The organism is Micromonospora sp. CA-244673, from assembly GCF_050948395.1.
GTDB lineage: Bacteria > Actinomycetota > Actinomycetes > Mycobacteriales > Micromonosporaceae > Micromonospora.
Genome location: NZ_CP192019.1, coordinates 6,895,119 through 6,908,615, shown reverse-complemented (window position 1 = coordinate 6,908,615; position 13,497 = coordinate 6,895,119). Strand labels below are relative to the sequence as shown.

Here is a 13,497-nt window from a genome sequence, read left to right as displayed (position 1 = left end):
CGGGGGGAATCAGTGCGGCCGTGCGCTCCCGGGCGTCGGTGCTCCGGTGTCGGGGGTGAGCAGGGCGGCGAGCTGGCGCTTCCAGGTGTGCAGCAGGGCGGTGCGGCGGGTCGAGTCGTCGCTGAGCAGGTTGGCCACGCCGAGGCCGCGGAGCAGGTCGAGGGTTGCCTGCACCGCCTCGCGGACGCCGGGTCGCCGCTCGTCCACACCGAGCAGCTCGACGGTCAGTCGGTGCATCTCCCGGCCGACGCGGGCTTCGAGGGGGACCAGGGCGTCGCGCAGCTCGGCGTCGGTGCGGGCGGCCACCCACAGCTCCAGCGCCGCGACGAAGAGCGGGCCGGTGAAGGCGGCGGCGAGCAGGTCGACCACCCCGTCGAGGCGCCGCGAGCCGGCCGGCAGGGCCGCGGCCTCGGTGCGCAGCTCCACGGCCCGGCGCTCGGTGAGGTGGGTGACGGCGGCGGTGACCAGGGCCGCCTTGGTCGGGTAGTGGTGCAGTTGGGCGCCGCGGGAGACGCCGGCCCGGGCCGCCACCACGGTCGTCGTCGTGCCGGACCAGCCGTGCTCCACCAGGCACTCGACGGTCGCCTCCAGCAGCCGGGCCTGGGTGGCGCGGCTGCGCTCCTGCTGAGGGACGCGGGTCGATGCGGCGGGCACGGTGACAGCGTGCCGCCCCCGAAACAAACAGTCAAGACTGACTTTTTCTGGATCCTGACCGAGCGATGTATACAATCCATGCGCATGGATCTAGCTGTCCGTCGATGGCAGGACTAACGTGCGCCTCACCAGATCAAGGAGGCGTGCCGTGACTCAACCTCCCGACCCATCCGCGACAGCCGTCCAGGTCGAACGGTTCGGCTACCGGCAGGAACTCAACCGGACCCTCAGCTTCACCGACCTGCTCATCTACGGCCTGATCTTCATGGTGCCGATCGCACCCTTCGGCATCTTCGGCAGCGTGTACGCCGGCTCCGGCGGCATGGTCGCGCTGGCCTACATCATCGGCATGGTGGCGATGATGTTCACCGCGCTGTCGTACGCGCAGATGGTCCGCGCGTTCCCCATGGCCGGCTCCGTCTACAGCTACACGGGTCGCGGCATCGCACCGCCCGTCGGCTTCCTCGCCGGCTGGGTCATCCTGCTCGACTACGTCCTCGTGCCCGGCCTGCTCTACCTGGTGGCCAGCGTGGCCATGCACTCCCTCGTGCCCGGCGTGCCGGTGTGGGCGTGGCTGGCCGCCTTCGTCGTGCTCAACACCGCCGTCAACTACTTCGGCATCCGGATGACCGCCCGGGTCAACCGGGTGATGCTCGCCGCCGAGCTGGTCATCCTCGCGATCTTCCTGGTGGTCGGCGTGGTCGCGCTGGCGCAGGGCAAGGGCGCCGGCTTCTCGCTCCGCCCGCTGTTCGACGCGGACACCTTCTCCTGGCCGCTGGTCTTCGGCGCGGTGTCGATCGCCGTGCTCTCCTTCCTCGGCTTCGACGGGATCTCCATGCTGGCCGAGGAGAGCCGCGAGGAGGCCCGGCAGATCGGCCGGGCGATGGTCGCGGCGCTGCTGCTGGCCGGCGCCCTGTTCGTCGTGCAGACCTGGGTCGCGGCCCTGCTCGTGCCGGACGCGCCCGGCCTGCTCGACAACGGCGACCCCGAGGGAACCGCGTTCTACGACGCGGCCCGCGCCGCCGGCGGGGGCTGGCTGGCCGCGCTCACCGCCCTGGCCACCGCGATCGCCTGGGGCTTCGCCAACTCCCTGGTCGCGCAGGCCGCGACCTCCCGCCTGCTGTACGCCATGGCGCGCGACCGGCAGATGCCGCGCTTCCTCGCCCGGATCAACCCGAAACACAAGGTGCCGGCCAACGCCACCCTGCTCGTCGCCGCCATCTCCCTGGCGCTCGGCCTCTACATGGCCAGCCGGGACGACGGCATCTCGCTGCTGTCCACACTGGTCAACTTCGGCGCCATGACCGCGTTCCTGGCGCTGCACGTCTCCGTGATCACCCACTACGTCGTGCGCAACGGCAGCCGGGACTGGTTGCGGCACCTGGTGGTGCCGGTGATCGGGTTCCTGATCCTGCTCTACGTCGTGATCAACGCCAAGGTCGCCGCCCAGGTGCTCGGCTTCGTCTGGTTGGGCGTCGGGCTGCTGGTCCTGCTGGCCTTCTACCTGACGGGCCGGCGTCCCGAGCTCGCCGCGCTCGCCGACGTCGCCCACGAGAGCACCGACGAGCCGGTGAAGGAGCCGCAGTGAACACGGACGTGGTGAAGTACCAGCCGGAGCCGGACGAGCTCTCCTACACCTTCGGTGGCCGCGAGGCGGTGCTCCGGGTGCGCCCGGGCACGATCCTCGAGCTGTACACCGAGGACTGCTTCGGCGGCCGGGTCCGGAGCATCGACGACCTGCCGTCGCAGGTCTGCCAGTTCCCCTACCTCAACCCGGTGACCGGGCCGATCCACGTCGAGGGCGCCGAACCCGGTGACACCCTCGCCGTGCACTTCATCTCCATCGAGCCGGCCCGGGACTGGGCCGTGTCCACCACCTTCCCGCACTTCGGCGCGCTCACCGGCACCCACACCACGGCGACCCTGCAACCACCGCTCGACGAACTGGTCTGGCGGTACGACGTCGACGTCGCCGCCGGCACGGCGACGTACCGGGCCCGCCGGGGCGACTACACCGTGGCGCTGCCGCTGGACCCGATGCACGGCACCGCCGGGGTGGCACCCGGCGCCTTCGAGGCGCGGATGACGATCACCCCGGACGCGCACGGCGGCAACATGGACACCCCGGAGCTGCGGGCCGGAGTCACCGCGTACTTCGGCGTGAACGTGTCGGGGGCGCTCTTCGCCCTCGGTGACGGGCACTGCCGGCAGGGCCACGGCGAGGTGTGCGGCACCGGTATCGAGGCGGCCATGAACACCACGGTCGTGGTGGACGTCGTCAAGGGGGTCGGCACCCCGTGGCCCCGGCTGGAGTCGGACGACGCGCTCATGTCCACCGGCTCGGCCCGCCCGCTGGAGGACGCCTACCGGATCAGCCAGCACGACCTGGTGACCTGGACGGCCGAGCTGGTGGGGTTGGACCAGCTCGACGCGTACCAGCTGGTCAGCCAGGCCGGTGAGGCGCCGGTCGGCAACGTGTGCGACACGAACTACACGATGCTGGCGAAGGTGGACAAGCGCTACCTGGGCGGTGTCGCCGCGTTTGGCGGGGTGCACGCCCGGCTGCGGGAGACGGCCCGCCACTACCTGAGCCACCGCTGACCGTCGCGCGGGACCGGTCGGGTCTTCCCCGGCCGGTCCCGCCGCCGCGGCGCCGCCGTCGAAATGTATTCACAAACTTCAGGATCCCGTGCGGGCGTGCCCGGTCAGCGGCCGTCGCGCGGGCCGAAGACGGTGAGGGCGTCCGCGTCCGAGTGACGGGAGCGCAGGTACTCGTCGGCCCAGGCGGCGGCGTCCGGGAAGCCGGACTCGGCGGCCACCCGGGCGCACGCGGCGTCCACGTCGAAACCGGTCCGGCGCAGCTGCACGCCCGGCCCGAGCAGCGCCCACCAGGCGCCCGCGCCCCCGTACGGCATGCCGACGCTGCCCGGGTTGACCACCAGGCGGCGGTCGACCAGCCGGGTGAACGGCATGTGGGTGTGGCCGCAGACCACCGTGCCCACCTCGGCCGGCAGCCCGGCGAAGACCTCGGCCCACCGTTCCAGCCGGGAGTCGACCAGCACCACCTCCTCGTCGTCCCGGGGTGTGGCGTGGCAGAAGAGCACGTCGCCCAGGCCGGCGACCGGCAGCGTGACGGTCGGCGGGAGCGCGGCGAGCCGGGCCACCTGGTCGTCGCGGAGCTGCGTCGCGGCCCAGTCGGACACCTCGATCCGGGCCGGTCGCCCGGCCCGCGCCTCGACGAGCTCGCGGTCGGCGTTGCCGCCCACCCAGCAGGCCCGGTCGCCCAGCGAGGCGAGCAGGTCGAGCACCTCGACCGGCTGCGGGCCGGCCGCGATGTCGCCGGTGAGCACGATCAGGTCGGCGGCGGCCACGTCCGGCTCGGCCAGGACGGCCTCCAGCGCCGGCAGCGCGCCGTGGATGTCGGAGAGAACAGCTACCCGCTCGATCATCGGCCCAGCCTCCGCCGGGCCGGCCGGCTGGTCCAGCGATTCTGCGCCGGGCAGAGACGAAACCGGCCCGGACTCCGCACCCGGCCCCAGAACAGAACCGGCCCGGACCGCGTGAGCGGGCCGGGCCGGGCCGGGACGTTTGGCGCAGGGGTCAGACCCGCGCGCGGCGGGCCAGGCGCTCCGGGTCGAGGATGATGATGCTCTTGCCGTCGAGCCGCAGCCAGCCGCGCGAGGCGAAGTCGGCCAGGGCCTTGTTGACGGTCTCCCGGGAGGCGCCGACGAGCTGGGCGATCTCCTCCTGGGTCAGGTCGTGGGTCACCCGCAGCACGCCGCCGTCGCGGGTGCCGAACCGGCCGGCCATCTGGAGCAGGTTCTTGGCGACCCGCCCGGGCACGTCGGTGAAGATCAGGTCGGCCAGCGAGTCGTTGGTCCGGCGCAGCCGGCGGGCCAGCACCCGCAGCAGCTGCTCGGCGATCTCGGGCCGGTTGTTCAGCCAGGGCCGCAGGGCCTGCTTGCGCAGCCGGACCAGCCGGGTGTCGGTGACCGCCGTGGCCGTCGCCGTACGCGGGCCGGGGTCGAAGAGCGACAGCTCGCCGACCATGTCCGACGGGCCCATCACGGCGATCAGGTTCTGCCGGCCGTCCGCGGCACGGCGACCCACCTTGATCTTGCCGGACAGGAGGATGTAGAGACTGTCGCCGGGCTCGCCCTCGTTGAACACGACCTCGCCCTTACGGACCTCGATCGTCTCCATCTCCTTGGCGAGCGCCTCGGCAGCCTCCGGGTCGACACCCTGGAAGATCCCGCTGCGGGCCAGTACCTCGTCCATCGCGCACCTCCGCTTGCGCGTGCCGTCCGTCGGCCGGGTCCGCCGTCCGCTGATCCCTCGCGCGCCGCCAGTCTAGGCGCACATGAGCACGAATCAGAGGTGCACCCCTGGAATCTTGATCGTTGGGCGTAACCTGCCCGACCCGGACAACGACTAGGATCCCGCCTCCGGTGCGGGTGGGCGCCACCCGCCCCTACCTGTGATCGTAGGGTGACCGGCGTGCTGAGCGAGCCGTTCCTGACCAGCCGGCCCGAGGACGGGTCGGACATCCCGCTGCTGGTCTGGCGGGCCGAGGCGCCGCTGCTGGCGGTCGGCTCCGCCCCGCTGGGCGGGGGGATCGGCGCACGCGGCTGGGTGGTCAACGCGACCGTGCCGATGTCGTACGACCGGGAGGACCCGGCCGCGCACCTGGCCGAGCTGGCCGACGGCCTCGGCCTGGCCGGGCCCGGCGTCGGGCTGCTGACCGGCGTCGACGTGACCGAGGTGGTGGCCCGGACGGACGGCGGGGTGCGGGTCTGGGCGACCGTCGGCCTCGGCATGCCGGTCTGGGCCGCCGCGCCCGCGCCGGCCGCCCCCGCCCAGCGGGTCGGCACGGTCAACATCGTGGTGTACCTGCCGGCCCGGCTCGGCGACGCCGCTCTGGTCAACGCGGTGGCCACGGCCACCGAGGCGAAGGCCCAGGCGATCTGGGAGCTGGGACTGCCGGCCACCGGCACCCCCACCGACGCGGTCACCGTCCTCTGCCCGGCCGACGGCGAGCCGGCCCCGTACGGCGGCCCCCGCTCGGCCTGGGGCGCGCCGCTGGCCCGGGCCGTGCACGCGGCCGTCCTGGCCGGCGGCGCCGGCACCGTCGTGCCCTGGTCCCACCGGCGGGAGGGCTGAGCGTGGACCGGCCCCCGCCCGGCCGACGGGTTTCCGACCGATCGGCCCTCGTCGCCGCGTTCCCGGGACGGTAGCGTCGCCCCCGATGTACGCTCCCGCCCTCTCCGTGCCTCGTCCCCGACGCCGCCGCTCCGCCGGCCTCCGCACGCGCCTGGCCGGCGCCCTCGGCGCCGTGCTCGTCGTCCTGCTCGCCGCCGGCTGCGGTGACGCCGGTTCCGGCGACGGGCCGATCTGGCAGGCGGGCCAGGGCGGGGGATCGGCCGCATCCGGGGAGCCGGCCGAGGGCGACCAGGCCGCCGAGCCGGGCGGGTCGACCGAGAAGTCCATCTCGCTGACCGCGACCGGCGACGTGATCATGGGCAACGCCCCGTCCCGGCTCCCGGCCAACGGCGGGAAGGGCTTCTTCGACGACGTCAAGGCGGCGCTCAAGGGTGACCTCGTGATGGGCAACCTGGAGGAGCCGCTCACCGACGACACGGGCGCCGGCAAGTGCGGCCCGAAGCCGAAGAACTGCTACCAGTTCCGGGCGCCGCCGGGCTGGGCGGCGCACCTGCGCTCGGCCGGGTTCCAGCTGCTCAACCAGGCCAACAACCACGGCTACGACTACGGCCAGCAGGGCTACGAGAACACCCAGTCGGCGCTGGAGGCGCACGGGCTCAAGCACACCGGCGCGCCCGGCGAGATCACCGTGGTCGACGTCAAGGGTGTGAAGATCGCCGTGGCGGGCTTCTCGTCGTACCCGTGGTCCAACAGCCTGGTCGACATCAACGCCGCGAAGCAGGTCATCACCATGGCCAAGGGCATGGCCGACCTGGTCGTGGTGCAGGTGCACATGGGCGCCGAGGGCGCCGACCGCACCCGGGTGAAGCCGGGCACCGAGATGTTCTTCGGGGAGAACCGGGGCGACCCCATCCGCTTCTCGCACGCCGTGATCGACGCCGGCGCCGACCTGGTGATCGGGCACGGTCCGCACGTGCTGCGCGGCATGGAGTTCTACAAGGGGCGGCTGATCGCCTACAGCCTGGGCAACTTCGCCGGCGGCGGGAAGTCGCTGAACAGCTCCGGCCGGCTGGGCTGGGGTGGCGTGCTGAAGGTCTCGCTGACCGCGAAGGGCCGCTTCGTCGGGGGCCAGTTCACCTCGACCGCGATGAACAGCGTGGGCCGGCCGGCCGTCGACGGGCAGGACCGGGGCCTCGGGCTGGTCCGCGAGGTGAGCCGGGCCGACTTCCCGACCAGCGGAGCGAAGCTCGACGGGAGCGGCAAGATCAGCGCTCCGGCGGGTGGCTGAGCGGCACCGCCGCCCGCGTGGGGCCCGACGGGACGTCGTCCCCGCGACGTAGGCTGACCGGCGTGACCACGCCCTCCCCCGAGACCGACCTCGGTCGCACGCGCCGTGCCCGGCGGATCGGCCGGGTGCTCACCGAGACCCACCCCGACGCGCACTGTGAACTCGACCACTCCAACGCGCTGGAGCTGGCCGTCGCCACGATCCTGTCGGCGCAGTGCACGGACAAGAAGGTCAACGAGGTCACCCCGAAGCTGTTCGCCCGCTACCGCACCGCGGCGGACTACGCCGGGGCCGACCGCGGGGAGCTGGAGGAGCTGATCCGGCCCACCGGCTTCTACCGCAACAAGACCAGCTCACTGATCAACCTGGGCCAGGCTCTCTGCGAACGCTACGACGGCGAGGTCCCCGGCCGGCTGGCCGACCTGGTCACCCTCCCGGGCATCGGGCGCAAGACCGCCAACGTGATCCTCGGCAACGCCTTCGACGTTCCCGGCATCACCGTCGACACCCACTTCCAGCGGCTGGTGCAGCGCTGGCGGCTGACCACCGAGACCGACCCGGTCAAGATCGAGCACGCGATCGGCGCGCTCTACCCGAAGCGCGACTGGACGATGCTGTCGCACCGGATCATCTTCCACGGCCGGCGGGTCTGCCACGCCCGCAAGCCGGCCTGCGGCGCCTGCACGCTGGCGAAGCTCTGCCCGTCGTACGGCACCGGGCCGACCGATCCGGTGGCCGCGGCCAAGCTGCTCAAGGGGCCCCGCGCCCGGGATCTGGCGGCGGCCGTCGGCATCGACCCCGACCTGGTGCCGCAGCAGGCGGTCGCGGCGGAGGTGCCGTGACCCGCCGGCTCGCCTACCTGCTCGTCCCGCTGCTGCTCGCGGTGGCCGGCTGCACCGGCACGACCGAGGAGCCGGCGGGCCCGGCGCCGGCCACCCGCGCCGAACGCCCCTCGCCGTTCGCCGACTGCGCCCCGCTGACCGCCGCGCCGGCCTCCGGCCCGGCCCCGTCCGGCACCCCCGGCGATCCGCTGCCCGACCTGGCGCTCTCCTGCTTCACGGGGGGCGCCCCGGTGAACGTGCGCGACATCCGGGGGCCGGCGGTGATCAACGTGTGGGCGTCCTGGTGCCCGCCGTGCCGCAAGGAGCTGCCCGCCTTCCAGCGGCTCAGCGAGCGGGCCGGCGGCCGGTTCCAGGTGATCGGGGTCAACAGCCGGGACAGCCGCGGCGGCGCCCAGTCCATCGGCGAGGACTTCGGCGTCCGGTTCCCCGTGCTGGTCGACCAGGGGGACGCCTTCGAGCGGGCGCTCGGCCGCAACGCCTTCCCGCTGACCGTCCTGGTCGACGCCGACGGGCGGATCCGGCACACCGACTCGACCGGCGCGCTGGACGACGCCCGCCTGGCCGAGCTGGTCCGTACCCATCTCGGGGTTCGGCTGTGACCCGACGGCCGCCCGACTGGTTCGACCCGCTGCTCGGCCGGCTCGGCACCGCGCGGGCCGAGGACTTCACCCGGCTCACCACCCCGGAGAGCGGCGGCCGGGAGAGCGCAGTGCTGGTGCTGCTCGGCGAGGAGCCGGGCACCGGCCCGGACGTGCTGGTCCTCCAGCGCGCCGCCACCCTGCGCAACCACGCCGGGCAGCCGGCCTTCCCCGGTGGCGCGGCCGACCCGGAGGACGCCGACGCCAGAGCCACCGCGCTGCGCGAGGCGAACGAGGAGGTCGACCTCGACCCGGCCAGCGTGACCGTGCTGGCCGAGCTGCCCAAGCTGTGGATCCCGGTCAGCGACTTCCTGGTCACCCCGGTGCTCGCCTGGTGGCACGACCCGCACCCGGTGCACCCGCGCGAGCCGGCCGAGGTGGCGCACGTCGCCCGGCTGCCGGTCGCCGAGCTGGTCGACCCGGCGAACCGGATGCGGGTACGCCACCCGAGCGGCTGGATCGGCCCGGCCTTCTCGGTGCGCGGCATGCTGGTCTGGGGCTTCACCGCCGGGGTGCTGAACACCCTGCTGGAGATGGGCGGCTGGGCCCGCCCGTGGCCCCGTTCCCGGGTGGTGGACCTGCCGCCACCCGGCGCCGCCCCGGCCCCCTCGGCCGGCACCGACGCGGTCGACGAGAGCCCGGTCCGCTGAGCCGGCGCCGATCACCGGCGCGGATCCGAAGGTCACGTTCAGCGAGCGGTCAGCCTCTGGCGGGCACGGTGCCCGTACCCTGGGGGCGTGTCCGCCGTGGATCTCGTACTGCTCCTGCTCATGCTCGTGTTCGCGATCAGCGGATACCGTCAGGGTTTCGTCATCGGGGCGCTGTCGTTCTCCGGTTTCTTCCTGGGCGCGCTGCTCGGCCTCCAGGTCGGGCCGCTGATCGCCCGGCAGTTCACCGACAGCGGCACCCGCGTGCTGATCTCCCTGGCGGCCATCTTCGGGCTGGCCGTGCTGGGGCAGGCGCTGGCCGGCTGGCTCGGCTCCAACCTGCGGGCGGCGATCACCGATCCGGCCGGCCGGAAGATCGACGACGTCGGCGGCGCGATCATCTCGGTCTTCGCGGTCATGCTGGTGGCCTGGCTGGTCGCCGTGCCGCTGGGCTCCTCGTCGGTGCCCTGGCTGGCCTCCTCGGTGCGCAACAGCGCGGTGCTCACCGTGGTCGACCGGGTGCTCCCGGACCAGGCGCAGGAGCTGTCCACGGCGCTGCGCGACACGGTCGACACCAACGGCTTCCCGGACGTCTTCGGCGACCTCGCGCCGACCCGGGCCCGGCAGGTCTCCCCGCCCGACCCGGCGCTGGCCAACTCCCAGGTGGTGAAGAACAGCCAGCGGGCGGTGGTGAAGGTGCTCGGCTCCGCGCCGAGCTGCGCCCGCCGCATCGAGGGCTCCGGCTTCGTGTACGCCGACGACCGCGTGATGACCAACGCGCACGTGGTGGCGGGCACCCGATCGGTGGCGGTGGAACTGCGCGGCGAGCGCTACGACGGCGAGGTCGTCGTCTACGACCCCGCGCGGGACCTGGCCGTGCTGCACGTGCCGGGGCTGCCCGGGCCGTCGCTGCGCTTCGCCGCCGGTGAGGCCGGCAGCGGGGCCGACGCCATCGTGCTGGGCTTCCCCCTCGACGGCCCGTACGACGCCCGCCCGGCCCGGATCCGGGACGTCGACCGGATCACCGGGCCGGACATCTACTCGTCCGGTGACGTGACCCGGGAGATCTACACGATCCGGGCGCTGGTCCGCAGCGGCAACTCGGGCGGCCCGCTGGTCTCCTCGAACGGGCTGGTGCTCGGCGTGATCTTCGCGGCCGCCGCGGACGACCCGAACACCGGCTTCGCGGTGACCGCCGCCGAAGCCCGGTCGGTGGCACTGGCCGGCGCGGAACGCACCCGGGGAGTGGCCACCGGCGACTGCACCTGAGCCACCGGCGGTCAGCCGGCGGCGGTGCTCGCCGGGGTCACGTCGCCGCCGGAGCGGCCCAGCGGCAGCTTCGCCCGGCCCCAGGTGAGCGTGCGGTCCAGCACCGCCCGCGCCATGATGGCCACGCAAGCGCCGCCGTTGAGGAAGGACGCCACCACGTCGCTCGGGTGGTGCATGCCCCGGTACATCCGGGTGAGCGCGACACCGACCGGCACCAGCACGAGGAGGGCCCACCAGCTGACCTTGGCCGGTGTGCTGCGCGCCCGGAGCGCGAGCAGCACCGCGATGCCGACGTAGAGCGCCATCGCGGCCGAGGTGTGCCCCGAGGGGAAGCTGGAGGTCGGCGGCGAGTCGTCCATGTGCTCGACGGCCGGCCGGTGCCGGTCGATGACCATCGTGGTGAAGAGGAAGACGAGCGCCTGCGCGCTCACGGCGGCGCAGAGGAAGAGCGGCTCCCGCCAGCGGTGCAGCACCAGCCGCAGCACCAGCGCCACGAGCACGGTCACCACGACGATCAGCTGGGTGCTGGCCAGCGTGCTGAACACCAGCGAGACGTCGTTCCAGCCGGCGCTCCGGTGCGCGGCGAACTCGCGGTTGACCGTGTCCTCCACGGTGAACGGCCAGGTCGTCGACAGCACCCGGGTGACCAGCAGGCCCAACGCCACCAGGAGGGCGAAGAGCAGGGCGACCGGCAGCAGCACCCGCCGGGCGATCTGGACCGCGACATCGGACATGAGCCGCCCTTTACCCCAGCCGGCGCAGGACTACGCGTGGCGGCCGTCCGGCCCCGGCTCGGCCACCTCCGGCTCGACGCCCTCCCGGACCGTACGCGCCGGCCGCCGGCCGACCCGGGTCCGCCAGGTGGAGAACGCGGCCGCGGTGGCGGCCACCACCGCCACGCCGAGCAGCCAGCCGCCGACCACGTCGCTGGTCCAGTGCACGCCCAGCGCGATCCGGCTGAGCCCGGTCAGCACCGCGATCAGCACGGCGGCCGCCCAGAGCGCCCCGCGCCACGCCCGGCTGTGCCGGGCGAACGGCAGGAAGACCAGCAGGAGCACCCCGGCGGCCAGGGTGGCGTTCAGCGCGTGCCCGGACGGAAAGGAGTAGCCGGCCGCCCGGGCCACCGGGTCGAGCAGGTCCGGCCGGTGCCGGCCGACGAGCAGTTTGAGCAGCGCGCCGAGCAGCCCACCGACGGTCATGGTGGTGACCACCCAGAGGGCGAGCCGGGGCGCGCCGCGCCACAGCAGCCACACCACCGCCCCGGCGGCGGCCACCCGGAGCGGGCCGGGCCCGAAGACGTGGGTCCAGACCTCCGTGACCCGGACCCAGGCCGGGTGGTCGACGGCATACCCGTGCAGCGCGTCGGTGATCGCGGCGTCCAGCCGGGACAGCGGCGGCCACGCGCCCAGCACCAGCAGCGCGAGCAGGGCGAACGGCACCAGCACCAGGAACGCGGCGGCGGCGGCCAGGGTAAGCCGGAGCCCCAGCGAATGGTCCGGGTCGAGGCGGCGGCGCCGCCAGGACCGCTCGCGGGTGGAGATCAGGCCGCCGGGCGTGTTCATGCGCTGTTCCCTACCCACGGTGGGGCGCCGTCAGACCGGCGGATCGACGACCCCAGCGCGGCGCGTCCTCGCCGCGCCGCGACCTGGCGCCGTCGCCGGGTCAGCGGCGGGACTGGCGTAGCCGGCGGACCGCCAGCGCGGCACTGGTCACCAGGGCGACGAACAGGGCGAGCCCGGGCCAGAGCCGCTCCCGCGCCGAGTCGGCGACCTGGCCGGCCGGGTGGGCCGCCCACGGGGTCTGCTGCTCCGGTGCGGCGACACTGAAGGGATCGCCGCCCGCCCCGGCGGCGGCCCTGGTGTCCGGACCCAGGCCGGGCGCCCAGCCGAAGCCCACGGTGCCAGGGGTGTCGTTGTCGTCGAGCGGGTTGCGCTGCACGGGGGGCACGTCGGAGGTCAGCGCCGCCACCGGATCCACCATGCCGTAGCCGAACCGGTCGTCGCGGCCGGTGGGCCCGAGGTCCCGGGCGGTCGTGATGATCCGGTTGACCACGTCCGCGGCCGACATCTGCGGGTACTTCGCTCGGATGAGGGCCGCCGTCGCCGCGACCAGCGGAGCCGCGAAGCTCGTGCCCTGCACCAGCCAGTAGCCGCCGGGGCGGGCCCCGTTGATCGCGGTGGCCGGGGCGCTGAGCACCGTCTCGTGACCGGTGATGGCGCCGGACCACAGGTTGTCGTTCCCGTCCAGCCCCGTGACCGCCAGGACCCCCGGCTCACGGGCCGGGTACCAGACCTCGCGGCTCTTCGAGGTGGCCAGGTTGCCCGAGCAGGCGACCACCACGACGTTGCGGGCGAAGGCGTAGTCGATGGCGGCGGCAAGGGAGTCGCTGGTGTCGCTGCCACCCAGGGAAAGGTTGATCACACGAGCGCCGTGGTCGACCGCCCAGCGCACCCCGTCGGCGACGGTGCCCGCGTCGTCGTAGCGGTTCTCCTGGTCGAGCACCCGGACCGGAAGGATCTTGGCGTCCGGCGCCAGCCCGACCGCGCCGCGGTCGTCGTCCCGGCGCCCGGCGATGAGGCCGGCCACCGTGGTGCCGTGCCCCACCGGGTCGGGCCCGTCGGCGCCGCCGGAGACCAGGTCGACGCCGGGCAGCACCTGGCCGGCCAGGTCGGGGTGGGAACCGTCCACCCCGGAGTCGACCACCGCGACGATGACACCGCGACCGGTGGAGGTCTGCCACGCCGCCTGTGCCCGCAACGCGGCGAGTTGCCACTGGCCGTCGCGGGTCGGGTCGGCCCCCGTGAACTCGTCCGCCGGCGCCAGCCGGGCGGCTTCCGGCACGGTGGTGGCCGGCGCGGCGTGGGCGGGCGGGGCGAGTGGACCGGCCACGGCGGCCGCGACCGCCACCGCGGCGAGCAGCCCGCGGCCGGCGAGACGCCGGGGAGGCGCGGTGGGAACTCCCTGCCGATCCCTGGTCACATTCCCCAGCCATTTCATCG

General features: G+C 74.0%; 14 protein-coding genes. 8 read left to right on the top strand and 6 right to left on the bottom strand.

Features of this window, described 5'->3' with window-relative positions; genetic code table 11:
- Nucleotides 1–9: 9 nt before the first annotated feature.
- A complete protein-coding gene (locus ACQP12_RS31830; protein ID WP_357941825.1) occupies nt 10–654 on the bottom strand; it encodes a TetR/AcrR family transcriptional regulator in 645 nt (214 codons plus the stop codon).
- Between the two features lie 148 nt (nt 655–802).
- Here ACQP12_RS31830 and ACQP12_RS31825 point away from each other — a divergent pair, with 148 nt between their 5' ends.
- Together ACQP12_RS31825 and ACQP12_RS31820 are read left to right on the top strand one after the other, a co-directional pair.
- A complete protein-coding gene (locus tag ACQP12_RS31825; RefSeq protein ID WP_433283696.1) occupies nt 803–2,242 on the top strand; it encodes an APC family permease in 1,440 nt (479 codons plus the stop codon).
- Entirely contained in the window at nt 2,239–3,255 is a 1,017-nt protein-coding gene (locus tag ACQP12_RS31820; protein ID WP_433283694.1) for an acetamidase/formamidase family protein, read from the top strand. Before ACQP12_RS31825 ends, ACQP12_RS31820 begins: the two co-directional genes overlap by 4 nt.
- Nucleotides 3,256–3,359: 104 nt before the next feature.
- Here ACQP12_RS31820 and ACQP12_RS31815 read toward each other — a convergent pair whose 3' ends face one another.
- Nucleotides 3,360–4,103 (bottom strand): metallophosphoesterase family protein, encoded by a 744-nt coding sequence (locus ACQP12_RS31815; RefSeq protein ID WP_357941818.1) that lies wholly within the window; start codon nt 4,101–4,103, stop codon nt 3,360–3,362.
- Between the two features lie 151 nt (nt 4,104–4,254).
- Nucleotides 4,255–4,932 carry a Crp/Fnr family transcriptional regulator gene (locus tag ACQP12_RS31810; protein ID WP_007073398.1) on the bottom strand — a complete coding sequence of 226 codons (678 nt, stop codon included), beginning with the start codon at nt 4,930–4,932 and terminating at the stop codon, nt 4,255–4,257.
- Nucleotides 4,933–5,151: 219 nt separating this feature from the next.
- On the opposite strand from ACQP12_RS31810, the gene ACQP12_RS31805 reads away from it, so the two are divergent.
- The 6 genes from ACQP12_RS31805 (at nt 5,152) to ACQP12_RS31780 (ending at nt 10,498) form a co-directional block, all read left to right on the top strand.
- Nucleotides 5,152–5,814 (top strand): adenosylcobinamide amidohydrolase, encoded by a 663-nt coding sequence (locus ACQP12_RS31805; RefSeq protein ID WP_433289544.1) that lies wholly within the window; start codon nt 5,152–5,154, stop codon nt 5,812–5,814.
- 85 nt (nt 5,815–5,899) lie between these two features.
- Nucleotides 5,900–7,102, top strand: coding sequence for a CapA family protein (locus tag ACQP12_RS31800; protein ID WP_433283692.1), 1,203 nt, complete (start codon nt 5,900–5,902; stop codon nt 7,100–7,102).
- A 62-nt stretch (nt 7,103–7,164) separates the two neighbouring features.
- On the top strand, nt 7,165–7,944 hold the full coding sequence (gene nth, locus ACQP12_RS31795) for an endonuclease III (RefSeq protein WP_433283690.1): 780 nt from the start codon (nt 7,165–7,167) through the stop codon (nt 7,942–7,944).
- The gene (locus ACQP12_RS31790) at nt 7,941–8,543 is read left to right on the top strand and encodes a TlpA family protein disulfide reductase (protein ID WP_433283688.1); all 603 of its coding nucleotides are present in this window, start codon (nt 7,941–7,943) and stop codon (nt 8,541–8,543) included. The genes nth and ACQP12_RS31790 overlap by 4 nt, the downstream gene beginning before the upstream one ends.
- Nucleotides 8,540–9,232: an NUDIX hydrolase gene (locus tag ACQP12_RS31785; protein ID WP_357941808.1), complete on the top strand. Its 693-nt coding sequence runs from the start codon at nt 8,540–8,542 to the stop codon at nt 9,230–9,232. Before ACQP12_RS31790 ends, ACQP12_RS31785 begins: the two co-directional genes overlap by 4 nt.
- A gap of 87 nt (nt 9,233–9,319) precedes the next feature.
- Nucleotides 9,320–10,498 (top strand): MarP family serine protease, encoded by a 1,179-nt coding sequence (locus ACQP12_RS31780; protein ID WP_357941806.1) that lies wholly within the window; start codon nt 9,320–9,322, stop codon nt 10,496–10,498.
- Between the two features lie 11 nt (nt 10,499–10,509).
- On the opposite strand, the gene ACQP12_RS31775 is transcribed toward ACQP12_RS31780, so the two are convergent.
- The 3 genes from ACQP12_RS31775 to mycP all read right to left on the bottom strand — a co-directional run bounded on the left by ACQP12_RS31775 (nt 10,510) and on the right by mycP (nt 13,495).
- Entirely contained in the window at nt 10,510–11,232 is a 723-nt protein-coding gene (locus ACQP12_RS31775; RefSeq protein ID WP_433283685.1) for a phosphatase PAP2 family protein, read from the bottom strand.
- Between the two features lie 30 nt (nt 11,233–11,262).
- Entirely contained in the window at nt 11,263–12,060 is a 798-nt protein-coding gene (locus ACQP12_RS31770) for a phosphatase PAP2 family protein (RefSeq protein ID WP_433283683.1), read from the bottom strand.
- Between the two features lie 100 nt (nt 12,061–12,160).
- Nucleotides 12,161–13,495 carry a type VII secretion-associated serine protease mycosin gene (gene mycP, locus ACQP12_RS31765; protein ID WP_433283681.1) on the bottom strand — a complete coding sequence of 445 codons (1,335 nt, stop codon included), beginning with the start codon at nt 13,493–13,495 and terminating at the stop codon, nt 12,161–12,163.
- Between the last annotated feature and the right edge of the window lie 2 nt (nt 13,496–13,497).